This window comes from Telluria sp. ZB4P37 (assembly GCF_059685855.1).
In genome coordinates, this window is the sequence record NZ_JCASID010000017.1 from 63436 (window position 1) to 88383 (window position 24948).

Genomic DNA, 24948 nt, shown 5'->3' on the forward strand with positions numbered 1-24948 from the left:
AGCCATGCGTCCCGCATTGGAAAATTATTTTAGGATGCTGAACGCTTTGTCATTGCATGGCAGGGGAAACGGCCCACATACGAGTGTCCCCGCAGGTCCTGCCTTTCCAGGATGGCATGGAAACGTGTCCTGGCGGCACAAAAGTGCTGGATGCATGTACAGCATTCGGGAAAACACGCTACACTAATTGGTTTCCCTGATTGGCCCGCCCACCGCCACAGTTTCTCGTGTGCCGGCCCCGCAAACTTATTGAAAGCCTCCAAAAACCTAATGGAAGAAATTCGTATCCGCGGTGCACGCACGCACAACCTGAAGAACATCAATCTCAACCTTCCGCGTAACAAGCTGATCGTCATTACCGGTCTGTCCGGTTCGGGCAAGTCTTCGCTCGCCTTCGACACCTTGTACGCCGAAGGCCAGCGCCGCTACGTCGAGTCGCTGTCTGCCTACGCGCGCCAGTTCCTGCAGCTGATGGAAAAGCCGGACGTCGACCTGATCGAAGGCCTGTCGCCGGCGATCTCGATCGAGCAGAAAGCGACGTCGCACAATCCGCGTTCGACCGTCGGCACCGTTACCGAGATCCACGACTACCTGCGCCTGCTGTACGCACGCGTCGGCACGCCTTACTGCCCGCAGCACCCGCAAGAGCCGCTGGCGGCCCAGACCGTCTCGCAGATGGTCGATGCCGTGTTGGCGATGCCGGAAGGGACCAAGCTGATGATCCTGGCGCCGACCGTGGCCAACCGCAAGGGCGAGCACACCGACCTGTTCCAGGCGATGCAGGCCCAGGGCTTCGTGCGCTTCCGCGTCGCCAGCGGCGTCAATCCGGCCAAGATCTACGAGATCGACGAGCTGCCCAAGCTGAAGAAAACCGAGAAGCACACCATCGACGTCGTCATCGACCGCGTGAAAGTGAATGCGGAAATCAAGCAGCGCCTGGCCGAGAGCTTCGAGACCGCGCTGCGCCTGGCCGACGGCCGCGCCGTGGCCTACGAGATGGATACCGGGACCGAAACGGTCTTCTCGAACAAGTTCGCCTGTAATGTCTGCGGCTACTCGCTGCAGGAGCTGGAGCCGCGCCTGTTCTCGTTCAATAATCCGATGGGCGCCTGCCAGGAATGCGACGGCCTGGGCCATATCGAATTCTTCGACCCCAAGCGGATCGTGGCCTTCCCGCACCTGTCGCTGGCCTCCGGCGCCGTCAAGGGCTGGGACCGCCGCAACCAGTTCTACTACCAGATGCTGCAGAACCTGGCATCGCATTACGACTTCGACCTCGACAAGCCCTTCGACACCCTGCCCTCGACCGCGCAGGATGCCGTGCTGTTCGGTTCGGGCAAGACCTCGATCCCGTTCAGCTACGTCAACGAGCGTGGCCGCACCGTGATCCGCGAACATACCTTCGAAGGCGTGGTCAACAACCTGCAGCGCCGCTACCGCGAGACCGATTCGATGGCGGTCAAGGAAGAACTGGCCAAGTTCATCAACGAGAAGAAATGCCCGTCCTGCGAAGGCGCGCGCCTGCGCACCGAGGCGCGTTTCGTGAAGATCGGCCAGGGTGCGCAGCAGCGCGCAATCTACGAAGTGTCCGACAAGCCGCTGCGCGACACGCTGGCCTTCTTCGAGACGCTGGAACTCGTCGGCGCCAAGAAGGAGATCGCCGAGCGCGTGATCAAGGAAATCATCGCGCGCCTGAAATTCCTGAACAACGTCGGCCTCGATTACCTGTCGCTCGACCGCAGCGCCGATACCCTGTCCGGCGGCGAAGCCCAGCGCATTCGCCTGGCCTCGCAGATCGGCTCGGGCCTGACCGGCGTGATGTATGTGCTCGATGAACCGTCGATCGGCCTGCACCAGCGCGACAACGACCGACTGATCGGCACCCTGAAGCACCTGCGCGACATCGGCAACAGCGTGCTGGTGGTGGAGCACGACGAAGACGCGATCCGCACCGCCGACTACATCGTCGACATGGGTCCGGGCGCGGGCGTGCACGGCGGCCAGATCATCGCCGAGGGTACGCTCGAGCAGATCATGAAGAACGAGCACTCGATCACCGCCCAGTACCTGGACGGCCGCCGCAAGATCGCCGTGCCGAAGAAGCGCACCAAGATGGATCCGGCGCGCCAGCTGGTGATCACCGGCGCCAAGGGCAACAACCTGAAAAACGTGACGCTCACCTTGCCGGTCGGCCTGATGACCTGCATCAGCGGCGTCTCGGGTTCAGGCAAGTCGACCCTGATCAACGACACGCTCTACCCGGCGCTGTCGCGCCACCTGTATGGTTCGCAGACCGAGCCGGCAGAGCACGAGTCGATCCACGGCCTGGAGCACTTCGACAAGGTGATCTCGGTCGACCAGGCGCCGATCGGCCGCACCCCGCGCTCGAACCCGGCGACCTACACCGGCCTGTTCACCCCGATCCGCGACCTGTTCGCGACCGTGCCGACCGCCAAGGAACGCGGCTATTCGGCGGGCCGCTTCTCGTTCAACGTCAAGGGCGGCCGCTGCGAAGCCTGCCAGGGCGACGGCGTGATCAAGGTCGAGATGCACTTCCTGCCGGACGTATACGTCCCTTGCGACGTCTGCCACGGCAAGCGCTACAACCGCGAGACGCTCGAGGTGCACTACAAGGGCAAGAGCATCACCGAAGTGCTGGACATGACGGTCGAAGACGCGCACGTGTTCTTCAAGCCGGTGCCGGTGATTGCACGCAAGCTGCAAACCCTGCTGGACGTGGGCCTGGGCTACATCAAGCTGGGCCAGAGCGCGACCACCCTGTCGGGCGGCGAGGCGCAGCGCGTGAAACTGTCGCTGGAACTGTCCAAGCGCGATACCGGGCGTACCCTGTACATCCTGGACGAGCCGACCACCGGCCTGCACTTCGCCGACATCGACCTGCTGCTCAAGGTCATCCACCGCCTGCGCGACCAGGGCAATACGCTGGCCATCATCGAGCACAACCTGGACGTCATCAAGACGGCGGACTGGGTGGTCGACCTGGGGCCGGAAGGCGGCGCCGGGGGCGGTTTGATCGTAGCAAGCGGCACGCCGGAGGATGTGGCGAAGAACAAGGGCAGCGCGACGGGCAAGTATCTGAAGCCGTTGTTGAAGGCTTGAAGACTACCGCAGTCTGATTCTGCCACCACCCTTGGAACCGTCATTCCGCGCAGGCGGGAATCCAAGGTCTCCGCGTTCCGCCTGCATCACACCTTGGCGGTCCGCACACAGAATTGGGTTCCCGCCTTCGCGGGAACGACGGATCAACAGGCAGTGGTGGAAAGCAAAACAGGGGGCAGCGCCGCAAGGCACTGCCCCTTTTTTTCATCCCTGCCGCTCCAGCAGCCCCTCCCCTACTCCACCGTATACAACGGCTGCCGCATCCGCACCGGCCGCACGTCCATCCTGATCCGGTAGATCGACCACGCATCCTCGCGGTTGGTCACATACTCCCTGCTGTCCGGGACCCGGGTGAACGTGAATTCAAACCCGCGCTCGGGCGCACGGCTGGTGGGCCCTTCGAAGGCCAGGCCGATGGCGCGCTGCAGGTTGCTGTCCACCAGCTTCTCGAGCAGGTTGACCACCGAGGTGTTCCCCAGGATGTCGGTGTAGAACAGCGCCTCGCGATACTCGCGCATATTGCGGTCGACCGGCTCCTTGCCCGGTCCCGGCAGGTAGCTGCGGCTGGCCAGGTTGAAGCGGTCGCCATTGTCCACGTAGCTGATGCGGGCGTTGGACAGGTTGAAGAGCGGCTGCGCCTTGTCGCTACTGGCATCAAACAGGTCGAGCACCAGCGCGCCGGTATGGCCGATCACCGCTACCTCGCGGTTGGGCCCGACCACGGCGGCGGTGTTCTCGTCGATCCCCAGCCCCAGCTTGTAGCCCTTGGCCAGCATCGCCGGCAGCATGCGCGCGAAGCGTCCGCGCACCAGCAGGTGCTGGTCGATGAAGACATCGTCGCCGATGAAGCCAAGGCCCGGCGCGATGTCCTTGCCGTCCACCACGCCGTGCTTGAGGACGGGGACCACGTCCAGCGGCGGATCGTGGAACATGGTGCTGCTCATGATGGCCGCGCCCGCGCTGGTGCCGGCAATCACCCCGCCGCGCCGGTACATCGTCCACAGCGCGTCCAACACGGCGCTGTTGCTGCCGTCGAGCCGCCGCAGCGTACCGGTAATGCGGGCCTGGTCGCCGCCCGTGAAGAAGGCGCCGCCGGCGCCGCGCACCGTCTCTGCCAGCGCCGGATCGTCGGCCGCCTTGCGCGCCGCATCCGGCCCCTTGCCCGCCAGGAGCGGCGCCAGTGGCACCATGAAGGCCTGGGCGCCGTGGCGGTTCAGGAAGGCCACGGCGTTGCCGCCTTCGCGCGCCGGGTTCCCGGCGGCGGTGGCGAACACCGCGATGCGCGCGCCCTTGCCGCCGGAGAGCGCGACGATTTTTTCCCACACCGCCGCATTCTCCGGACGCAGGCCGCCGCCGATGATGACCAGCGAGCCTTGCGGCGCCTCCGCGGCCAGGCTGGCGCCGGCAAGCGCCAGCGCCAGCGCCAGGACTGCTCTCTTCAGCATACGCCTCCCGTCACTTGAACGAATAGTTCAGGCTCACGTAGCCGCTGCGGCCGCGCGGGTCGGTGTAGCTCGGATCGTAGGCGGACAGGAAGAAGTAGGCCTGGTTCGAGAACGGCGGATCCTTGTCGAGCAGGTTCAGAATGCCGGCGCGCAGCTTGAGGTTCTTGCTGATCGCCCAGCTGCCGGTCAGGTCCCACAGCGAATAGGCCTTCACCTTGTTCGGTTCCAGCAGCGCGTCGGTGGCCGGGTCGTAGGTCGTGTTCTGGTCGGTGTAGCTGGACGAGAACTGGTTCGCCAGTGCCAGGCTGACCGGCCCGCTGTCCCACTCGAAGCTGATACGGTGGCGCCACTTCTGGATGGTCTGGTCGTTCAGGAATACGCCCAGGTTGCTGCGGAAGGGTTCCGACGGGCCGAACTGGCGGTCGTAGCGCAGGATACGCGTGCCCGACAGGTCGACGCCGAAGCGGCCCCAGGCCCCGCGCTCGCTTTTCCATTCGGCGGCGAGGTCGATGCCCGAGGTTTTCAAGCGGCCCTGGTTTTCCTTCATCAGGAGGATGTTGGAGATGAAGCCGTCCTCGTCGCGCTCGATGTAGGTGCCGTTGTAGGCGGCCGGGTTCTCGACGATGACCTGCTCGCCCAGGGTGCTGATCACGTCCTTCTTCCCAATGTTCCAGTAGTCGATCGAGAAGTTCGATCGCTTGTCCAGCTCGAACACGGTGCCGAGCGTGAACTGGCGCGACCGCTCAGGCTTCAGGTTGGGATTCGAGCGGCGTTCGACGCCCCACTGGTCGGTGCACAGGTCGATGCTGCCTTCCTGCGCCACGCACTGCGGGTCGGTCAGGAAGCCGGCCGCGGTGCCGAAGATGGTCGGGCGCTTCAGGTCCGACAGCGACGGCGCACGAAAGCCCGTGCCGGCCGAGGCGCGCACCATCACCAGCGCATTGGGCTGGTAGCGCAGGCCAATCTTCGGATTGGTGGTGCCGCCGATTTCGCTGTACCGGTCGTGGCGCAGCGCGAACTGCATCTCGAGTTCCTTGGTGAACGGGGCGTTCACTTCGGTGAACACCGAGGCCACCCGGCGCCGGTTGTCCGCGGTCTCGACCTCGAGCAGCTCGCCGGCCGGCACGGTGCTGTCGCGGTCACCCGCGATATTGTTCGACTTGAGCAGCTCGGACGGCGTGAACAGCTGATGCTCGCGGCGCAGTTCGCCGCCGAACGCGATTGCCAGGTCGCCGCCGGCCAGCTTGGCCAGCGCGCGCGACATCTTGCCGTCGATCGAGGTCGAAATGCCCTTGGCCTTGCGCGCTTCGTCGTTGACCTTGATGCCGTTGATCAGGTCGAGTCCGGCCTGCGAGGACGGTGCGAAGGGATTGACGGTCCCGTTGCGCACGGCGGCGACGAACTTGTCGTACAGGACGTAGCCATCGACGTACTTGTCGGTGGCGCGGTTCTCGGCGCGCGAGAAGGCCAGGTCGTAGTCCCAGCCGCCAATCAGTCCGGTGGCGCCCAGCACCAGGCGCTGGCCTTCGCTGGTCACCTCGTTGCTGCGGTTGCCGGCTTCCTTCATGCGGTAGCGGATGCCGCTGAAGGTGGTCGGCAGGCCGGGGCCCGTCAATGCGCGGCGGTAGGCATCGGGCAGGATGCTGACCGGCAGGTTGCGGATGCGGACCGGGTTCGGCGAGAGCACGTACTTCGACTTCGCTTCGGTCTGCACCAGTTCCGCGAACAGCTGGTTGTCCGTATCGAGCTGGAAGGTCGCACGGCCGATGAAGCCGATCTTGCGCGAGTCCGGATACAGCTCGGTGTCTTCCATGTAGTCGTAGCTGCAACCGAGCTTGCCGCCCGGCCCCAGCGGGGCGTAGACGGTGGCGGGCGGGTTGCAGTTCGGGGCGCTCGGGTTGACCCGGCTGGCCGTGCTGCCCGCCGGGATCAGGCCGGCGGCGATCAGGGCGGCACGCTGCGCGCCCGAAATGTCGACGTTGGCGGGGAAGGTGTTGCTCGACATCTGGGCCGGCAGCGTGGTCGCCAGCGGACGCTCGGCGATGAAACTGCGCTGCCCCGAACGCAGCGCGTCGAGCTGCTGGAAGTCGAGTACGCCGAACACGTTGAAGCGGTCGTTCGCCAGGTCGCCGATGCCGCCGCTGATGCTGGCGGTGCGCTTGCCGGCGCCGCCGTGCTGGGTGCCGGCGACCGATGCCGAGACGTCCAGGCCCGTGTAGTCCTTGCGCGTGATGAAATTGATCACGCCGCCGATCGCGTCGGTGCCGTAGATCGCCGAGGCGCCGTCCTTGAGCACCTCGACGCGCTGGATCGCGCCGGCCGGGATGTTGTTCAGGTCGACGCCGGCATTGTCGCCGGGGGATGCGAAGTTGGCCAGGCGGCGGCCGTTGAGCAGGATGAGCGTGGACGAGACGCCGATTCCGCGCATGTTGGCGCCGTTCAGGCCGCGCTGGCCGGAGGTGCCGTCCGAGATGCTGGGGCCATCGGTCAGCGGCGCCGTGTTGGCGGCGATGTTGCGCACCAGTTCGGCGGCGGTGGTGACGCCCATCTTCTCGATGTCTTCGCGCGTGATCAGCTCCATCGGCAGGGCCGCCTCGCTGTCCAGGCGCTTGATCGATGAGCCGGTGACTTCCACGCGGTGCATCTTCTGCTCGTCCGTCTGCTGCGCCCAGGCGGGCGGCGCCATCAGGCCGAATGCGGCCACGATACTCGACGCCAGGATGGTCGGCCGCAAGGTAATCGACATGTGCTTCCTCATGCAATGCTCCTTATTGATGACTCAGGACTGCTTCACGATGCGGCGCTTTGCCCCGCCCTCTTTTTTCTGCGTGCTGCCGGTACGAATCTGGTGTTCACCGTAAAGGTAGGCGGCGATTGCCTCGGTGTGGCGGGCCGCCTTGGCGACATTGGCCTTGTTGGAGGTCATCAGGGACACGGCCAGCGCTTCGATCACGGCCAGCGTGGCGCTCGCGCTGCTGGGCAGCACCGGATGCGCGCTGTGCGCATACAGCACGTGGTGCCCGAGTTCGGCCAGCGGCGAGGCGGGAGAATCGGTGATCGACACGACCGTGGCGCCGCTATCGCGCGCAAAGCGCGTCAGGGACACCGCCGCAAGCGTGTAGCGCGGCAGCGAGATCACCACCAGCACGTCCTTGTCGGTGACGGTTGCGAGCTGGCTGGCCGCGACCTCGGTGCCGCCGGCGGCGGCCACTTCGACCACGTGGCGGCAGAAGGGCTGCAGGTGCATGGCCAGCGCGCCGGCCAGGAAAGTCGACAGGCCGAAGCCCATCACGTAGACCGTGCGCGCCTTGGTGAGCCCGGCGCCGATGCGGTCGAGCTGGGCGCCGTCCAGTGCGCGGCTGGTGGCGGTGATGGCCGCCTCGGCATAGCCCAGGCTTTCGAGCGCCGGCGACGCGGGCCGGCGGGCGATCGAGCTGCGCAGCTTCTCGACCGGCTGCAGCATCAACTGCAGGGTCTCGGCCACCGCGCCGCGCATCGCCGCATAATTCTTGAAGCCGAGGTCGCGCGCGAAGCGGCTGATGGTGGCGGTCGACACCTCGCACACCTCGGCCAGTTCCTCGATGCCGAGCGCGGTCACGCGCACCTGGTTGCGCAGCAGGTAGTCGGCGATGCTGCGGTTCGAGGCCGAGCCCTCGGCCAGCATGCGCAGCAGCGACTGGCCGAGCGAAGACTCGGCGAAACCGATGTCGGGTGAGGTCGTGCGCAGGCTGGAAGGACTCATCGGGGCGTCGTTGTAGGTGGTCTGAATGCTGTTGTTTATGACATGCAAATTTCTAAATATTTTCCAAATGTAATCCATGTTCTGTGGCAAACTCAACATGAATTTGAAAATATTCTTTCATTCATTCGAACTGTGTAAAAAAACCTACATGCGCGCCGAGCCTCCGACAAGGCTGGAGTGCCGGTGCGTGGAGAATTGCACATGCATATACAGACACACCCCATCGCCACCGAACCGGGCCTGGCCAGCTACCAGCTCAGCACCTGCCATTACGGTAGTCCGGGCAGCGGCAAGAAGGCGTATATCCAGGCCGCGCTGCACGCGGACGAAGTGCCGGCCATGCTAGTCGCCCAGTTCTTGCGGCGCACGCTGGACAAGCTCGATGCCGAAGGCCGCATCCGCGGCGAGATCGTGCTGGTGCCGGCGGCGAACCCGGTCGGGCTGTCGCAGGTGCTGCAGGGCACGCCCTTCGGCCGCTTCGACCTCGGCACCGGCGTGAACTTCAACCGCGCCTTCCTGCACGTCGCGGCAGCGCTCAAGCAGGCGCTGGCCGGGCGCCTCGGTCCCGACGCGGCGGCCAACGTCTGCCTGATCCGCGCGGAGGCGCGCGCCGCCGTGGCGCGCTGGGAGCCGCAGGACCACACCGAGCTGCTGAAGAAGACGCTGCTGTCGATGGCGATCGATGCCGACATCGTGCTCGACCTGCACTGCGATAACGAGGGCCTGCTGCACGTGTACGCGGGCACGCCGCTGGCGGGGCAGGCCACGCAGCTGGCCACCCTGCTCGGCGCGCGCGCCCTGCTGCTCTCGGACGCCTCGGGCGGCGCGCCTTTCGACGAAGCCTGCAGCCGCCTGTGGTGGGAACTGGCCGAGCACTTCGGGCCGGAGACGCCGGTGCCGCCGGCCTGCGCCGCAGTGACGGTCGAACTGCGGGGCGAGATGGACGTGCGCTACGACCTGGCCGAGCAGGACGCGCAGGCGATGCTGCAGTTCCTGGCGCGCGCGGGCATGCTCGACCTCCCCCTATCCGACCTGCCTTCGGCGCTGTGCGAAGCGACCCCGCTGGCGGGCGTCGAGCCGCTGCATGCGCCGCAATCGGGCGTGCTGGTGTTCCTGAAGGCGCTCGGCGAGCGCGTGCTGGCCGGCGAAGCGGTGGCCGACATCGTCAATCCGGTCAGCGGCGCCACCGCCACCCTGCGCGCCTCCACCAGCGGCCTGCTGTTCGCCAGCACCGCCCACCGCCACCTGCTGCGCGGCATGCAGGTCTGCAAGATCGCGGGCGCCACGCCCTTCCGTTCCGGTTCCCTCTTGAGCCAATGAGTAAATAAGCGAGTAAATAAGCATGCGCCTTCGAATGCCCAACACCTTCGTGCTGCTGTTCGCCATCCTCGCGCTGATCGCGCTGGCGACCTGGTTCGTCCCTGGCGGCAAATACGACACCCACCTCGTCGATGGCAGGCAACTGGTCGACCCCGCGTCCTTCCATTACGTGGCAAGCGCCCCGCAGGGCCTGGTGGCGCTGCTGAAGGCGCCGATCAGGGGCTTCGTGGAGGCCGCGCAGATCATCGGTTTCGTGCTGATCGTCGGCGGCGCCTTCGCGGTGCTGCAGCGCACCGAGGCGATCGACACCCTGATCCGCTCGATCGCCCGCGCGCACGAGCATTCGCCGCTGGTGCGCGCGCTGGTCATCCCTGTTTTCGTCACCCTGTTCTCGCTGGGCGGCGCCACCTTCGGCATGAACGAGGAGGTGATTCCCTTCATCCTGATCTTCGTGCCGCTGGCGCTGGCCCTGGGCTACGACACCGTGACCGGCGTGTCGATTCCCTTCCTGGGCTCGCAGGTCGGCTTCGGCGCCGCCTTCCTGAATCCCTTCAATGTCGGCATCGCGCAGGGCATCGCCGGCGTGCCGATGTTTTCGGGGATGGGCTACCGGCTGGTGGTGTGGGCGGTGGCGACGTTTGTGACGGTCGCCTTCCTGATGTGGTACGCCGCGCGGGTCAAGCAGAACCCGTCGCTCAGCCCGACCTTCGTGCTGGACCAGGCCAAGCGCCTGGAGCAGCCGGCGGCAGTGGCGCATGAGCGCGTGGACGATCGCATGAGCGGCCGTCATTCCGCGGTGCTGGCCATCTTCGCGCTGACGCTGGGCGCGATGGTGGTCGGGGTGGTGAAGTACAACTGGTTCATCGACGAGATCGCAGCCCTGTTCCTGGCCATGGCGATCGTGGTCGGCCTGGTCGGGCGCCTCGGCGCCGACGGCTGGGTGGCATCCTTCATGCAGGGCGTGAAGGACCTGGCGCCGACCGCGCTGGTGATCGCGATCGCACGCGCCACCATGGTGATCGCGCGCGACGCCCACATCATCGACACCATGCTGCACGCCCTGATGCCGCTGGTGCAGTCCAGCCATCCGGTGTTCGCAGCCCAGAAGATGTACCTGATCCAGTCGGTGATCAACTTCTTCATCCACTCCGGCAGTGGCCAGGCCGCGCTGACGATGCCGATCATGGCGCCGCTGGCCGACCTGGTGGGCGTGACGCGCCAGACCGCGGTCCTGGCCTTCCAGCTCGGCGAACTGTCCACGCCGATGATTCCAACGTCCGGCATCACGGTCGGCGTGCTGGCGCTGGCGCGCATACCCTGGCTGACCTGGGCCAAGTGGATGATCCCGCTGCAGCTGATTTATCTGGTGATGGCCTTGTTGCTGCTGATACCGCCCTGCCTGATGGGGTGGAACTGAGGCGGTGTTTTGGTCTGGTTCGCCGAGTCAGGGAGCGCCAGTTTAAGCGCGAGAAAACGACTGCAGGAATGATTGAACAGGCTCAATGAAAACAGGGGCGGCGCCTGCGGCACCGCCCCTGTTTTTTCAAGCTTTCGGCGTGGCCGGGCTTATGCGTTGAGCTGCTGTTCCAGTTTGGCCTTGGTTTCCACCAGCTCCTGCGGCAGGCGGTAAGCCAGCTTGTCGAACAGCTCGCTGTGCAGCTTCAGTTCTTCGCGCCAGGCATCCTTGTCGATCGAAGTGATCTGCTCGAACTGCTGTTCGGTGAAGTCGATGCCGTTCCAGTTCAGGTCGCCGTACGATGGCGAGCTGCCGAACAGGTGGGCGTTGCCGGCCGGGACGCTGTCGTCGGCGCGGTCGAGGATCCATTTCAGCACGCGCATGTTGTCGCCGTAGCCCGGCCACACGAAGCTGCCCTGGTCGTCGGTGCGGAACCAGTTGACGCAGAAGATCTTCGGTGCGGCGCCCTTGGCTTGGACTTTCTTGCCGAGGTCCAGCCAGTGCTGGAAGTAGTCGCTCATGTTGTAGCCGATGAAAGGCAGCATCGCAAACGGGTCGCGGCGCACGATGCCCATCTGGCCGGCGGCGGCGGCGGTGGTTTCCGAGCCCATGGTCGCGGCCATGTAGACGCCTTCGACCCAGTTATTCGCTTCGGTCACCAGCGGCACCGTGGTCGAGCGGCGGCCGCCGAAAATGAAGGCCGAGATCGGCACGCCGGCCGGGTCGTCCCAGGCCGGGTCGATGACCGGGTTCTGGGTGGCGGCGACGGTGAAGCGCGCGTTCGGGTGGGCGGCCTTGGTACCAAGGGCCGGGGTCCAGTCCTTGCCCTGCCAGTCGATCAGGTGCGCTGGCGCCTCCTTGGTCATGCCTTCCCACCACACGTCGCCATCATCGGTCAGCGCCACATTGGTGAAAATGACGTTCTCGCGCAGCGAGGCCATGCAGTTCGGGTTGGTCTTGTCGTTGGTGCCCGGGGCCACGCCGAAATAGCCGGCTTCCGGGTTGATCGCGACCAGCTGGCCGTCCGGGCCCGGCTTGATCCAGGCGATGTCGTCGCCGATGGTCGTGACCTTCCAGCCGTCAAACGCGGTTGGCGGGATCAGCATGGCGAAATTGGTCTTGCCGCAGGCCGAAGGGAAGGCAGCCGCGACGTATTTCTTGTCTCCTTTTGGCGACTCGACGCCCAGGATCAGCATGTGCTCGGCCAGCCAGCCGGTGCCGCCCGCTTGCGCTTCCTGGTAGCCCATGTTCGAGGCGATGCGCAGCGCGAAGCACTTCTTGCCCAGCAGCGCGTTGCCGCCGTAGCCCGAGCCGAAGGACCAGATCTCGCGGGTTTCCGGATAGTGGACGATGTATTTGGTGGCATTGCACGGCCATGGCACGTCTTGCTGGCCGGCCGACAGCGGCATGCCGACGGTGTGCACGCAGGGCACGAATTCGCCCTCAAGGCCCAGCACGTCGTACACGGCACGGCCCATGCGCGTCATGATGCGCATGTTGACGGCGACATAAGGCGAATCGGACAACTCGACGCCGATATGGGCGATTGGGGAACCCAGCGGGCCCATCGAGAACGGCACCACATACAGCGTGCGGCCGGCCATGCAGCCGTCGAACAGGCCGTTCAGGGTGCGGCGCATCTCGGCCGGGTCCATCCAGTTATTAGTCGGGCCGGCCTGCTCTTTGGTTTCGGCGCAGATATAGGTGCGGTCTTCGACGCGGGCGACGTCCGACGGATCGGACCAGGCCAGATAGGAGTTCGGGCGCTTTGCCGGGTTCAGCTTTTTCATGGTGCCGGCGTCGACCATCTGCGCGCACAGGCGGTCGTACTCTTCTTCGGAACCGTCGCACCAGTAGATGCTGTCAGGCTTGGTCAGGGCGGCAATGTCGGCCACCCAATTGATAAGCTGCTGGTGCTTGATGTAAGCTGGAACGTTCAAAGCGGCGACGCCGCCCATCACGGGCTGGTTCATAGATACCTCCAATGCCAATTAAGAATACTCTCTGTCCCGGCACGCTCGGTGCGCCCGTCTGGCCGTGCCTTCGCGGCAGCTCGCTCCAGCGGAGCGCGGCGTTTACGGCGGTCGTGTCGACGCCCTCTAAGGGACGCCGGGAACTGTACTGCTGGGCCGACACGAGCATGTCAGACCCTCAATTAATTGGCCGATTGTACACCCCTAAAACGGCGATTCGTGCTCAGCTACTACAAAAAAGTAGCAGATAATTCCCGACTAATGTAGTAGGCTATTCAGCATCTTTTTATAACCTGTTATTTCGCTACGCGCATAACCTTAACGAGAAGAAACACGAATGAAAATAGCTGTCCTCGACGACTACCAGGACGCCGTACGCGGTTTGTCCTGCTTCCGCCTGCTCGACGGGCATGAGGTCAAAGTGATTACCCACCCTACCCGCGGGCTCGGTCAACTGGCGATCCGGCTGGCGCCCTATGATGCGCTGGTGCTGATCCGCGAGCGCACCGCCTTCCCTGCTGCTCTGCTGGCAAGGCTGCCGAATCTGAAACTGATCTCGCAGACCGGCAAGGTCAGCGGGCATATCGACGTGGCCGCTGCGACCGAGCACGGCATTGCGATTGCGGAGGGGATCGGCTCGCCGGTAGCGCCATCCGAGCTGACCTGGGCGCTGATCATGGCCGCCAGCCGCAAGATCGTGCCCTACGCAAACAACCTCAAGGACGGCCTGTGGCAGACCGCCTCGACCAACCCGGTGCTCAACGGCCTGGGTCGTTCGCTACGCGGGCGGACGCTGGCGATCTGGGGCTATGGCAAGATTGGACAGCTCGTGGCCGGCTATGCGCGGGCCTTCGGGATGCGGGTGCTGGTCTGGGGCAGCGAATCCAGCCGACAGGCAGCCGTGCTTGATGGTTTCGAGGCGGCGGCATCGCGCGAAGCCTTGTTTGCGCAGGCCGACGTGTTGACCCTGCACCTGCGGCTGAGCGAGGCGACCCGCGGGATCGTCAGGCCGGAAGACCTGGCGCGCATGAAGCCGGACGCCTTGTTCGTGAATACCAGCCGGGCGGAACTGGTCGAGGAAGGGGCGCTGGAGCAAAGCTTGCGGTCGGGCAGGCCGGGCAGCGCGGCGCTGGACGTGTTTGCCAGCGAACCGCTGCGGGCGGATTCGCCGGTTTTGCGCATCCCGACGGTGCTGGCCACGCCGCATTTGGGGTATGTGGAGCAGGATAGCTACGAGATTTATTTCCAGACGGCATTCAAGAATGTCGTGCGGTTTGCGGCGGGGGCGCCTGATAATATTTTGAATCCGGAGGCGCTGGGGAAGCGGTGAAAGGATGCGGTGGGGTGGGCTGCGAACGTGGATTCCCGCCTTCGCGGAAAGGACGGTTTTTGGGTAGTGGTGTAAGCCAACAGCACCTATCAAGCACTGTTAGCTTTAGCACACGTCGCTCCGGCGAAGGCCGGAGCCTAATTTTTGCGAACAGCCACAAGCGCAACCGAGCGCAGCGAGCCGCTTTAGCGGAACTCCGGTTCCCCCGTAAAACTCAGCTTCGGCTCCGGCATCACATGCCTGCCCGTCCACAGCCCCGCCCAGCCCGGCGGCCAGCCGATCGCCGGCCCCGCGTACGGCTGCAGGCCCGCGCGCACCGGCACCACCGGCACCGGCGGCGCCTCGACCAATCCGCCGCCCGCGGGCCGCTCCATGTTCAGGCTGTACATGTATCCCGGCAGCAGCACCTCGCAGACCTGCGCGAACCAGGCCGTGTGATCCTCGTCGCGGCCCAGCGCCTGCGCCAGTCCCTGCGGATCGAATTTCGCCAGCGCGTGGATCAATTCATCCGTGGTCGCGCCCGGCAGATCGCCCCAACCCATCACCGGATTGTTGTTGTACTCCGCGCCCGAGCCGTACCAGCCTTCGCGCCAGGTGCGCTGCATCCAGTTGCGCGGGCCGGTAAACAAGTGCCAGCGCCAGTGCAGGCCCGAAGGCTTGGGCCAGGAATACAGGTAAAGCTTCTGGTAGCCCGCATTGTGCAGCGCGCGCACCACCTCCATCAGGCGCGCATGCGGCATGCGGTCCGGCGGGGCGCGGCGGAACAGGATCGGCTCACCGTCGGCGTGCTGCACTTCGTCGCTCGACAGGTTCAGGTCGAGGGCGCGCGCTTCGCTGCCAAAACGGGCCGAAATCCAGCCGGTCAGCAGGTTGACGTGGGTGATCACGCCATAGCCACGATGGCGGTGGAAGATGACGGTGCCCGGTGCGACGGCTTTCATGGGATCAAGTGAAATGGGGAAAGAGGATGTTTAGTTTACTCAACCGATCCGACCGATTCTAGCGCAGTCACATACAGATACACACCGGTTTGCGGCTATCATTACCCACCTTTTTTCAGCACGTGGACAAATCAACATGACCTTGCGCATCATCGCCACCGGCGGCACTTTCGACAAACACTATAACGAACTCAATGGCGTGCTCGGCTTCTCCGAAAGCCATTTGCCGGCGGTGATTGCCCGCTCGCGGATGACGATTCCGGTCGCGCTCGACGTACTGCCGCTGCTCGATTCGCTCGACATGCAGGACCCGGACCGCCAGCGCGTGCTGGCCGCCTGCCAGGCGGCGCCCGAGAAAGCCATCGTCATCATCCACGGCACCGACACCATGCGCGAAACCGCCGCCGTGCTCGGCGCTGCCGGCCTCGGCCAGACCATCGTGCTGACCGGCGCCATGATTCCCTACGAGATCGCGAATTCGGATGCGCTGTTCAACCTGGGCCTGGCCTGCGGCGTGGCGCAAACTTTGCCGGCCGGCGTGTATGTGGCGATGAATGGCCAGGTTTTCCCGTGGGATAACGTGACCAAGAACCGCGCGGTGGGAGTGTTTCAGCAGTTGTAGCGCAGTGGGCAGTGAAGACGGTGCGTCAAACCGTAGCGTGGGCAGGTTCCCTGCCCACGCGGTGATAGCTGACGCCTGAGCTATCGCACAGGCGCCGTGAATCGATTAGGCCTTGGCTTCCCCACCCAGCGCCTCAACCACATCCGCCATCAGCTTGGCCAATTCACCGGTCATCAGCATGATGTCGTTATCGAACCGCTCGTCATCGCTATAGGTCGCGGCTTCGCCTTCCTTGATGACGTCCAGCGGCTTGATGCCCTTGATCGCCATCGATTCGGTCAGCACGAAGCTGATGCGGTCGGTCCAGGTCATGGCCAGGCGGGTGCACTGCTTGCCGGCGGCGATGTGGCGGCGGATGTCGTCCGGTTCCAGCGTGTGCTTCACGTAGCGCACGGCCGCGCGGCTTTCGCCGGTGGCGCGCAGTTCGGTGTCCTGGTCGATCGTGAAGCCATACGGCGCTTCGTCCGCTTCCAGCCAGCCGGTCATCACGGCCACCGGCGAACGCTGCACGCGCAGCGATTCAAGGGGCATGCGGTCGACGGCCTTGAGCAGCAGTTTGATGACGTCGTCCGCCTTCGACGGGCTGGCGGCATCGACCACCAGCCAGCCGTTGACCGGGTCGATCCAGACCCAGACGTTGCTGCGGATCGAGAAGGCGCGCGGCAGCAGCTCGTCGGCGACGCGCTCCTTCAGTTCCTTCATTGCCTTCTTACCCGGCGGGAAGCCCTGCTGCTCTTCCATCTCGGCGGCCTTGGCCTTGGCGACCTGGTTGATCACCGACGACGGCAGCAGCTTCTTCTCGGTACCGAGCATCATCAGCATCTGCTTGTTGACGACGTGGACCAGCTTGCCGTTGGCGCGCGGCGAATCCCAGCCCTGGCGCAGCAATTCGTTGCTGCTCGCAGGAGAAAACGCCTGCGACTGAAGCGCTTCTTCCATCTGTTCTGGGGTGAATGCCCACGGAGCGGGCAGGCGATAAATCTGGAGATTCTTGAACCACATAGCTGTTATCCGATTGTTTCAGTATTTCAAGGGAACGACATTTTACGCTGCCGTTGCCGGCAGCGAGTACGAGAATTATTCTGTTGACGAGTCATCAACAATGCTGGCGATGGCGTCTGGGGCAGCGTCATCGAACAGCCGCAGTTGCTCGACCGTCTCGGTGTCGCCCAGGCGTACGCCGACGCCCAGCAGGCGCACCGGACGGCTGGCGCGGGCCCAACCGGTTTCCATCAGGCGCGCATAGGTCGGGATATGTGGCGCATAGCCAACACACTCGACCGTCGTCTGCTGGAAGTCCGAAAACTTGATCTTCACGAACAGTTTGTTAATGAATTTTTCCGCCTTGTTGCGCTTGATCCGGCCCAGCAGGTGTTCGTGCAATTCCGGCAGCAGCTTCAGGCAGGCGGCCAGGTCGGGGACGTCGGGCGTATAGGTTTCCTCGGTGCTGATCGATTTGCGCTCGCGCGAGGTATTCACTTCGCGCACGTCGATGCCGCGGCACAGGTCGTACAGGCGGGCGCCGAAGCTGCCGAAATGCTCCTGCAAGCGCTCCATGCTCCAGCCGCGCATCTCGGCGCAGGTCTGCAGGCCGAGCCGGTGCATCTTGTCGGCCGTGACCTTGCCCACCCCATGCAGCTTCTTCACCGGCAGGGCCGCGACAAAGGCATCCACCTCGTCCGGGCGCACCAAAAACAAGCCGTCCGGCTTGTTCCAGTCGCTGGCGATCTTGGCCACGAACTTGTTCGGCGCCACGCCGGCCGAGGCCGTGATGCCGACGGTCTTGAAGATGCGCTGCCGGATCTCCTGTGCGATCAGGGTGGCGCTGCCCTTGCAGTGCGTCGCGTTGCTCACGTCCAGGTAGGCTTCGTCGAGCGACAGCGGTTCCACGATCTCGGTGTAGTCGCGGTAGATGTCCATGATCTGGGTAGAGGCGAGGCGGTATTTGTCCATCGCCGGCGGAATTACCAGCAAGCCCGGACACAGCTTCATTGCCTGGGCCGTGGCCATCGCCGAATGGATGCCGAAACGCCGCGCCTCGTAGTTGCAGGTGGCGACCACCCCGCGCTGGTCGGGACGGCCGCCGACCGCGAGCGGACGCCCGCGCAGCGACGGGTCGTCGCGCATCTCGACCGAGGCATAGAAACAGTCGCAATCGCAGTGGATGATTTTACGGAGCGGAGCGTTCACGGGGGCGAGGCCGCCCCGGGGCGGGGTCGACTACTGTAATTGCATACAGTATCAGCTGAAAGTGGATTTCATGCAAGACAAGGCCTTGCACGCTTGGGTGCAAGGCCTTGTCTGCTGCCGTCAGCGCCGCTCAGCTCAGCGATTCACTCCCAGCTGGCTGGCGGAATGGACGGTCCTGTCGGTGAACTGCAAGCTATGCACTCCCTGCTGGCAATGCGGACCATCGTTGCTGCGGAACAGGCTCTTGATACTGGCGTCCTTGCCCTTGACCCGGAACATGATCATTTCTGTGGACGGCTTGCCGGGCTCTATCTTCCTGGCCACCAGTTCGACATCGGTCGATGCCAGCCCGCTCATGACCACGTTGATGCGCTGGCGCTTCTGCACATCTTCATCGTCGTGGCAAGCGTGAAACAGCTTCATCTCATGGACGCCGGCAGCCGGCGTGTAGACATGATTGACGGGCTCGGCGGCAAATGCGGCGCCACTCAGCGCAGCGGCAATCAAGAGCAAACATGGTTGATATTTCATTGTCATGGTCCTTTCAGCGCTCAGTTCATGAGCCAGTTACCGTTATTGGAACTCCAGTACCCCGTCGTTCCTCCCGTCCCGGTCCAGTTGATCACGTTGAAGGTGTTGGTGCCGGTAGCCGTGCCCGGCACCTTATAGACACGCAATGCCTGCGCAGCCCGGTACCAGGTCAAGGGGGTCGCCGGCTGCAGCACCTCGGGGCTGTCGGTGCCCCTGACGAAGAAGGCATTGCCACTGCCGTAGACTTGCCCGGCGCCGCTGGTGTCGACCACGACCGCGGTATTTTCATCGGCCCCAACGCCTTTCATGCTTGCCCATCCCACACCAAATTTATAGATGCTGCTGGCCATGAAGCTGACCAGCCGGGGTTGCCGGGTACGCTGCGTGAAATGCTGATCGGTCACCAGGTTGGCGAGCACCGGATTGGCGATAAAGTTATTACCGACTGCAATCGCGGTTGGATTCGCCAGCACGCTGGTATTGTCTGCGGCGCCGCCCGGGTGATAGTACTGCCCCATGACTGCCATCCCGGCACTGGTGCCGCCGACAGGCGCGCCCTTGGTATTGATCAGGTAATTCAGTGCGTTGCCGACGCCCTGGCCCTTGAAGTAGTTGATGTAGTTGGCCTGGTCTCCGCCCGCCAGGAAGACCGCGGCCGCGTTGCGGATGGTCGAGACCACGCAGGCATCATTGGCATCGGTCGTACTGGCGATGAGCAGGGTCTGCACCGAATTGATGCCGCCCATGGCGTAAATCCAGTCATTGTAGGCATTCGTCCCGCTCGAACGCAGGATCACGAAGTCGCCGCCGCCGGAACGCGCGATCATCCACTTGAACGCCTCGTCCACATCCAGCCCGCCGCCCATCAGGACTGCGCCGCCGGTCGTGGCGGTGGCCTTCGGCGTGGCATTGCCGGTTTTACCGAGGTTGACTTTCCTGGGGAAGGTACAGGCCGTTGCGGCGCTGCCTGGCAAGGTCACGCTCAGGCTGTAGCTGCCCGTCCCGGCATTGCTTCTCACGCGCACGTAGTAGGTCCCGGCCGTGGTCGCGTTGTAGCTGCCGCTTTCCGGATTGCCCAGGCTGGCGCCGGATGCGACATCGGTGCCCGCCGCGTTGGTGAGATACCAGTCGAGGTCGATTCCCGCGGCGTGGGAAAGAGTGAGCGACATGGTGCCCGTGTTCGGCACGTCCACCCGGTACCAGTCATAGTCGGTGGAGGAGCTGATCGCGCCACTGACCGCCCTGCCCGAGCAGAGGGTCAGGTTGGCCTGCGTGATGGTGTTGTTCGGTTCTGCTTCCGTCGTGATGCAAGTTGGCTGCGGTGGCTGCGCTGCGTGCGCTGCACCGGTCGCACCGGTTGCCGCTGCCAGCAGAAGAACACGTAAGCTTGTGGCGATATGCATTTGTTACCCCCATTGTTATACGACGCCATGTGGTGAAATTCCTGGTGTGACCTATACGACCTTTTCCTCCTTTTGAAAGAAAATTCCAGACGTACTTCGGTTTAGGAAACTCTGAACAAGACGACGAAAACAGGGGGACGAATCGCGGTCTTCACGAAGACCATGCATGCATCACCGGCAAGCGGGGGCGGCGCGAAGCGGTGGGAACACGCCGCTGACTTGAGTCAATTATGTAGCACAATTTTCAACGAGTAAACAAATGTAAGAATTTTTTCATTCGTTTTTCCACCTTATTCTTTCCGCATAATCCAGATCAGGTCGGCGGGCCAACATGACAATCGGACTCACATTGCAGGTGAGTCCGTTCCGGATCAAGCGACAAAAAGAAACGCGCGGCAAGCCGCGCGTTCCCGGATAAAGGCGGCGCAGGGAGCCGCGCCGCTTCGCCCTTATCGAAGCATTACCAGGTCATCTTCAGCGTGTACTTGCCGTTGGTGGAACCGGTGCCGCCGCTGTAGTACACCACGCGGACGTAGCGGGTGGCGGTAGTGCTGCCGGTGTTGGCCGAGCTGTAGCTGTCGACGGCGCCGGCGCCGTTTTCGCTCTTGCCCAGCAAGGTGCCTGCGCTGTTGTACACGAACAGGTCGTAGTCGGCGGTGCTCAGGCCTGGGGTCAGGACCGAGCTCAGCGTCTTGCCGGCTGGCAGGTCGACACGGTAGTAATCGGTGTCGGTCGAGCTTGCCATGGTGCCGTTCACGGTGGTGCCCGAGGTCGTGATCATGCTGGCGGTGCCGGTCGTGTTGTTCGACTCGACTTCAGTGATGGTCGGGCCTGGAGGCGGGGTCGTGCCCAGCGCAGCATTCACGGCCGCGGTCGCGTCCACGATGCCGGTGCCGCAGCCCGAGCAGGTTGCCGGGAAGGCGCGCGCGCTCGACTTGAGCATGCTTTCGACTTCGTCCACGGTCAGGGTCGACTTGGCGGCGAACATCAGCGCAGCCACGCCGGCAACGTGCGGGGTCGCCATCGAGGTGCCCTGGTAGCCCGCGTAGTTGTCCGATCCTGGCGAGCTGGTGCCCGTGTTCAGGGTCGAGATCACGCTGAAGCTGCCGTCGCCGCCTGGGGCTGCGACGTCGACCAGGGTGCCGTAGTTCGAGTACGACGCACGGCCGCCGGTCTTGCCGGTTGCCGCCACGGCGATGACGCCGGAGCAGTTTGCCGGGCTGGCATTGCTGACGTTCATGTTGTCGTTACCAGCTGCGACCACCACGACCGAACCGCGCGAGCGGGCGCCGTTGATGGCGGTCTGGGTGGTGGCGTCGCAGGCGCCGGTACCACCCAGCGACATGTTCAGGACCTTGGCCTTGGTGGCGATGGCCGGGACACCCGACACCGTGCCGCCCGACGACCAGGTGATCGCATCGGCAATGTCGGAGGTGTAGCCGCCGCACTTGCCGAGCACGCGCACCGGCACGATCTTGGCGTTGTACGCCACGCCGGCCACGCCCAGGCTGTTGTTGGTCTTGGCGGCGACGGTGCCGGCCACGTGGGTGCCGTGCCAGCTCGAGTTCGAGGCCGGCGAGCCGGTGCCGCATTCGCCTGCAGCGACCCAGTCGCCCGGGTCGGTTGGATCGCTGTCGCGGCCGTTGCCGTCGTTGCCGACCGCAGCGGTGCTGATGAAGTCATAGCCGGCCAGCTGCTGGCCGCTCAGGTCGGCGTGCGGACGGGAGCCGGTATCGATCACGGCCACGATGACGCCGGTGCCGGTGGACATGTCCCAGGCGGTCGGCAGGCGCAGGCCGCCGGTGGTGTCGGTGTAGTGCCACTGCTGGGCATACATTGGGTCGTTCGCCGTCGCCATGTGGGTCATGATGCGGTCCGGCTCGGCGTATTCGATGGAAGGGTCGCGCGCCATCATTTCGGCAGCCAGCTGTTCCACTTCCTTCAGTGCCTTGCGGCCGTTGAGCTTGAACACGTGGGCGCCGGTGGCGATGCCGTGGCTTTCGCTGACCAGCATGCCGAACTGCTGGCCGGCGCGGTCGAGCTTGGCCTTGCGGTCGGCGCCGAGGGCGGCCTTCTTGGCGACGCCCTTGCCATCCGGCACGGCGTCCTTGTACTTCACGATGATACGGTCGGTCTCCAGAATGAACTTCTGCTCGGCCGCGCCAGCCGTAGCGGCGACGAAAGCGAGCGAGATTGCAGCACACATCTTCAACATTGCAGGATGAATCGAATGCGATTGCTTCATGTTTCTTCCTTTTTGTATAGTTTTCCGTCAAGCGAAATGAGCCTCGCCTGTGTCGTTGTGTAACCGGTGCCTTGCGGCGTATCCGGTGCCGTCTGAGTGCGGCGAAAACGAGCGTATCGCGAAAGGAAGAGATAGTGCGTGACAATTCGATACAATTTCAGCGTATTAACAACACTTGGCAGATCTGGCACTGCAGAAACATTTTTTCTTCGGCGAAACGTTGAAATCGTCGAATAAGGTTTATCACAGTTGTGTTGACACTCTAAAAAAGGTGTTGCCCATAGAAAAAGGCCGCGCATTGCGCGGCCTTTTTTGTCAATACAGGCGAACTACAGGCAAACTATCAAAAATTACCTTTGAACTGCATGCCCCACTGGCGCGGCTCATTGGTAAAGCCGGTCAGGTTGTTGAAGTCGATCCCGCCGGTGACACGGCGCTGGTCGAGCACGTTGCGGCCAAAGGCTGCCACTTCGTACTTGCCGCCACCAAAGATATAGCCCAGGCGCAGCCCGCCTTCGGTCAGCGGCGCGCCGGTGAACTCGGTCGACTCGTACAGGAAGAAGTTGATCTTGCTGCGGTAGGACCAGTCGGTGAAGAAGTACAGTTCGCCGTCACGGAACGGGATGCCGTAGCGGGCCGTCGCGTTCACGGACCAGCGCGGCGCCTGCGGCAGTGCATTGCCGTCGATGACGACGCGGCCGGCCGCATTGACCGGATCGAGCACGGTGCATTGCGCGCAGCGGTTCACCGACAGGCTGGCGTCGCGGATCTGCGTGTAGTTGTAGCTCGCGCCGGCGCTCACGCGCAGGGCGGTAGTGAGGGCCGCTTCGAAGTCGAACTCCGCGCCCTTGCCCTTGGTCTTGTCGGCATTGATCAGGCGGTTGACGTTCGAATTGCCGCCGACCACGGTCAGCTGCTGGTCCTTGACGGTGTAGTCATAGATCGAGAACGAGGTGCGCGCGCGGCGCTCGAACAGGTCGGCCTTCACGCCCAGTTCCACCGAGGTGATGGTTTCCGAATCGGCGACGGTGATCGGCACCGATGCCGACGCGGCCGCGATACTCGGCGCGCGGAAGCCGGTGGCGACGCGGCCATACACGTTGACGTCGTTGTTCAGCTTGTAGGTGGCCGACAGGTCCCAGTTGATCTTGTCCTGGTCGGTAGCAACCGAGCCCGGGCCGATCTGCACGACGTTCTGCGCGGTGATGGTGCGGAACTGCTTCTCGTCCCGGGTGTAGCGCAGGCCGCCGCGAAGGGTAAAGGCCGGGCTGATCGCGTAGTTCACCGAAGCGAACGCAGCCCAGGCTTCGTTGGTCTGGTTGCTGACCAGACGCGAGGTGCGCGCGCCGGCGTCGTTGAAGTTGTCGCTGCCGCCAGTCGCATCTTCGTCGAAGAAGTACACGCCGGCCTGCCAGTTCAGCGGGCCGGTGTTCTTCGATTCGACGCGGAATTCCTGGCTGTACTGGTCGAGGTCGGTGATGTAGCCGCCGGTCTGGACCTGGAACGGGATGAAGCCAGGACCGGTCGGGGTGCCGCCGTCGATGTCGCCGCGGCTGAAGTAGTCGCTGACGTGCTCGTAGCCGGTGATCGAGAAGACGCGGAAGTCTTCCAGGTCCCAGGACAGGCGCAGGTTGGCACCGTTGGAGTTCAGGCGCTGGAAGTTCTCGGCATTGGTGACGATCTTGTCGAGCTCGTAGCCGGGCGCGATCTTGTTGCTGCCCTTTTGCATCAGGTTGGCGCGGAACAGGCGGGCGCTGCCCTTGGTGTTGCGCTGGTGAGCGTTGAACAGGGCGTTGAAACTGCTGTCCGGGCTGTACAGCACCTGGACGCGCTCGGCGTTCTCGTTGTAGCCGTCGAGCTGGCCACGCTTCTGGGACATTGCCACGTCGCCGAAATTGTCGATGTAGTCGTCGCGGTGCTGGCCGGTGGCCGACACGCGCAGGGCCCACTTGTCCGACAGCGGCACATTCACGGCGCCGTCGGCGTTGAGCGTGTAGTGGCTCGCAGCCGACAGGTTGTAATAACCCTCGACCTTGCCCAGCTTCGGACGCTCGGATTCGAACTTGACCACGCCGGCCGGGGTGTTACGGCCGAACAGGGTGCCCTGGGGGCCGCGCAGCACTTCGACGCTGGCCAGGTCGAAGATCGGGAAGCCCTTCAGGATCGGGTTTTCCTGCACCACGTCGTCGTACACCAGCGAGACCGGCTGCGAGGCGAAGGTATTGAAGTCGGTATTGCCGTAGCCGCGGATGTAGAAGCGCGGGAAGGTACGGCCGTTCGAGGATTCGACGTTCAGGCTCGGGACCTTGCCCGCCAGCAGGCGGATGTCTTCGCCGCCGGAGACGAGCACGTCGAGCTTTTCGCCCTTGAGCGCGGTGACGGACACCGGAACTTCGCGGATGTTTTCAGTGCGGCGCTGCGCCGTCACGGTGACGGTCTGCAGCTCGGGAGCCTGGTTCGTCTGGGCCTGGACCGGCATCGCAGCGGCAACGAGGGCCAGCGCGGCGCCGTGGGCGCCGAGGACGCGCTTGTGCATCTTGGACATCTTAATCATGGATTTTTTCCTAACGATTGATAAAAGAACCGATGTCCCCGTTCTTCTGATCGACGCCCCGTCAGGGACGCAAGCG

The 24948-nt window shown here is 64.1% G+C and carries 16 protein-coding genes; 5 read left to right on the plus strand and 11 right to left on the minus strand.

Annotated features, from left to right (window positions below; all coding sequences use genetic code 11):
* Nucleotides 1-270: 270 nt before the first annotated feature.
* Nucleotides 271-3120, plus strand: coding sequence for an excinuclease ABC subunit UvrA (gene uvrA / locus AC56K1_RS20575; protein WP_497159648.1), 2850 nt, complete (start codon nucleotides 271-273; stop codon nucleotides 3118-3120).
* Nucleotides 3121-3353: 233 nt separating this feature from the next.
* Here uvrA and AC56K1_RS20580 read toward each other — a convergent pair whose 3' ends face one another.
* From AC56K1_RS20580 to AC56K1_RS20590, 3 genes are read right to left on the minus strand one after another with little or no spacing between them, the layout of a single operon-like run.
* Nucleotides 3354-4565 (minus strand): cyanophycinase, encoded by a 1212-nt coding sequence (locus tag AC56K1_RS20580; RefSeq protein ID WP_497159649.1) that lies wholly within the window; start codon nucleotides 4563-4565, stop codon nucleotides 3354-3356.
* Nucleotides 4566-4575: 10 nt separating this feature from the next.
* The gene (locus AC56K1_RS20585; RefSeq protein ID WP_497159650.1) at nucleotides 4576-7323 is read right to left on the minus strand and encodes a TonB-dependent receptor; all 2748 of its coding nucleotides are present in this window, start codon (nucleotides 7321-7323) and stop codon (nucleotides 4576-4578) included.
* A 21-nt stretch (nucleotides 7324-7344) separates the two neighbouring features.
* On the minus strand, nucleotides 7345-8307 hold the full coding sequence (locus AC56K1_RS20590; protein ID WP_497159651.1) for a MurR/RpiR family transcriptional regulator: 963 nt from the start codon (nucleotides 8305-8307) through the stop codon (nucleotides 7345-7347).
* Nucleotides 8308-8508: 201 nt separating this feature from the next.
* Between AC56K1_RS20590 and AC56K1_RS20595 the strand changes: the two genes are divergently transcribed.
* Entirely contained in the window at nucleotides 8509-9627 is a 1119-nt protein-coding gene (locus tag AC56K1_RS20595; RefSeq protein WP_497159652.1) for a succinylglutamate desuccinylase/aspartoacylase family protein, read from the plus strand.
* 34 nt (nucleotides 9628-9661) lie between these two features.
* Nucleotides 9662-11044, plus strand: coding sequence for a YfcC family protein (locus AC56K1_RS20600; protein ID WP_497159653.1), 1383 nt, complete (start codon nucleotides 9662-9664; stop codon nucleotides 11042-11044).
* 149 nt (nucleotides 11045-11193) lie between these two features.
* Here the strand turns inward: AC56K1_RS20600 and AC56K1_RS20605 are convergent, their stop codons facing one another.
* A complete protein-coding gene (locus AC56K1_RS20605; RefSeq protein ID WP_497159654.1) occupies nucleotides 11194-13056 on the minus strand; it encodes a phosphoenolpyruvate carboxykinase (GTP) in 1863 nt (620 codons plus the stop codon).
* Between the two features lie 337 nt (nucleotides 13057-13393).
* Here AC56K1_RS20605 and AC56K1_RS20610 point away from each other — a divergent pair, with 337 nt between their 5' ends.
* Nucleotides 13394-14386 (plus strand): D-2-hydroxyacid dehydrogenase family protein, encoded by a 993-nt coding sequence (locus tag AC56K1_RS20610; RefSeq protein ID WP_497159655.1) that lies wholly within the window; start codon nucleotides 13394-13396, stop codon nucleotides 14384-14386.
* A 185-nt stretch (nucleotides 14387-14571) separates the two neighbouring features.
* Here the strand turns inward: AC56K1_RS20610 and AC56K1_RS20615 are convergent, their stop codons facing one another.
* Nucleotides 14572-15327, minus strand: coding sequence for an L-asparaginase (locus AC56K1_RS20615; protein WP_497159656.1), 756 nt, complete (start codon nucleotides 15325-15327; stop codon nucleotides 14572-14574).
* 136 nt (nucleotides 15328-15463) lie between these two features.
* On the opposite strand from AC56K1_RS20615, the gene AC56K1_RS20620 reads away from it, so the two are divergent.
* A complete protein-coding gene (locus tag AC56K1_RS20620) occupies nucleotides 15464-15949 on the plus strand; it encodes an asparaginase domain-containing protein (protein ID WP_497159657.1) in 486 nt (161 codons plus the stop codon).
* A 105-nt stretch (nucleotides 15950-16054) separates the two neighbouring features.
* On the opposite strand, the gene AC56K1_RS20625 is transcribed toward AC56K1_RS20620, so the two are convergent.
* From AC56K1_RS20625 to AC56K1_RS20650, 6 genes are all read right to left on the minus strand, one after another.
* Nucleotides 16055-16951: a recombination-associated protein RdgC gene (locus tag AC56K1_RS20625; protein ID WP_497159658.1), complete on the minus strand. Its 897-nt coding sequence runs from the start codon at nucleotides 16949-16951 to the stop codon at nucleotides 16055-16057.
* Between the two features lie 75 nt (nucleotides 16952-17026).
* Complete coding sequence (gene dinB, locus AC56K1_RS20630) at nucleotides 17027-18139, minus strand: DNA polymerase IV (RefSeq protein ID WP_497159659.1); 1113 nt, start codon at nucleotides 18137-18139, stop codon at nucleotides 17027-17029.
* A gap of 135 nt (nucleotides 18140-18274) precedes the next feature.
* Entirely contained in the window at nucleotides 18275-18670 is a 396-nt protein-coding gene (locus tag AC56K1_RS20635; RefSeq protein WP_497159660.1) for a hypothetical protein, read from the minus strand.
* Nucleotides 18671-18690: 20 nt separating this feature from the next.
* A complete protein-coding gene (locus AC56K1_RS20640; RefSeq protein WP_497159661.1) occupies nucleotides 18691-20073 on the minus strand; it encodes a pre-peptidase C-terminal domain-containing protein in 1383 nt (460 codons plus the stop codon).
* Nucleotides 20074-20533: 460 nt separating this feature from the next.
* Nucleotides 20534-22318 carry a S8 family peptidase gene (locus tag AC56K1_RS20645; RefSeq protein WP_497159662.1) on the minus strand — a complete coding sequence of 595 codons (1785 nt, stop codon included), beginning with the start codon at nucleotides 22316-22318 and terminating at the stop codon, nucleotides 20534-20536.
* 343 nt (nucleotides 22319-22661) lie between these two features.
* The gene (locus AC56K1_RS20650) at nucleotides 22662-24872 is read right to left on the minus strand and encodes a TonB-dependent receptor (RefSeq protein ID WP_497159663.1); all 2211 of its coding nucleotides are present in this window, start codon (nucleotides 24870-24872) and stop codon (nucleotides 22662-22664) included.
* Nucleotides 24873-24948: the final 76 nt, after the last annotated feature.

Excerpts from the sequence above, each read along its gene's own strand:
- uvrA (WP_497159648.1), top strand. The coding sequence starts at position 271 with ATGGAAGAAATTCGTATCCGCGGTGCACGCACGCACAACCTGAAGAAC.
- AC56K1_RS20580 (WP_497159649.1), bottom strand. The coding sequence starts at position 4,565 with ATGCTGAAGAGAGCAGTCCTGGCGCTGGCGCTGGCGCTTGCCGGCGCC.
- AC56K1_RS20585 (WP_497159650.1), bottom strand. The coding sequence starts at position 7,323 with ATGAGGAAGCACATGTCGATTACCTTGCGGCCGACCATCCTGGCGTCG.
- AC56K1_RS20590 (WP_497159651.1), bottom strand. The coding sequence starts at position 8,307 with ATGAGTCCTTCCAGCCTGCGCACGACCTCACCCGACATCGGTTTCGCC.
- AC56K1_RS20595 (WP_497159652.1), top strand. The coding sequence starts at position 8,509 with ATGCATATACAGACACACCCCATCGCCACCGAACCGGGCCTGGCCAGC.
- AC56K1_RS20600 (WP_497159653.1), top strand. The coding sequence starts at position 9,662 with ATGCCCAACACCTTCGTGCTGCTGTTCGCCATCCTCGCGCTGATCGCG.
- AC56K1_RS20605 (WP_497159654.1), bottom strand. The coding sequence starts at position 13,056 with ATGAACCAGCCCGTGATGGGCGGCGTCGCCGCTTTGAACGTTCCAGCT.
- AC56K1_RS20610 (WP_497159655.1), top strand. The coding sequence starts at position 13,394 with ATGAAAATAGCTGTCCTCGACGACTACCAGGACGCCGTACGCGGTTTG.
- AC56K1_RS20615 (WP_497159656.1), bottom strand. The coding sequence starts at position 15,327 with ATGAAAGCCGTCGCACCGGGCACCGTCATCTTCCACCGCCATCGTGGC.
- AC56K1_RS20620 (WP_497159657.1), top strand. The coding sequence starts at position 15,464 with ATGACCTTGCGCATCATCGCCACCGGCGGCACTTTCGACAAACACTAT.
- AC56K1_RS20625 (WP_497159658.1), bottom strand. The coding sequence starts at position 16,951 with ATGTGGTTCAAGAATCTCCAGATTTATCGCCTGCCCGCTCCGTGGGCA.
- AC56K1_RS20635 (WP_497159660.1), bottom strand. The coding sequence starts at position 18,670 with ATGAAATATCAACCATGTTTGCTCTTGATTGCCGCTGCGCTGAGTGGC.
- AC56K1_RS20640 (WP_497159661.1), bottom strand. The coding sequence starts at position 20,073 with ATGCATATCGCCACAAGCTTACGTGTTCTTCTGCTGGCAGCGGCAACC.
- AC56K1_RS20645 (WP_497159662.1), bottom strand. The coding sequence starts at position 22,318 with ATGAAGCAATCGCATTCGATTCATCCTGCAATGTTGAAGATGTGTGCT.
- AC56K1_RS20650 (WP_497159663.1), bottom strand. The coding sequence starts at position 24,872 with ATGATTAAGATGTCCAAGATGCACAAGCGCGTCCTCGGCGCCCACGGC.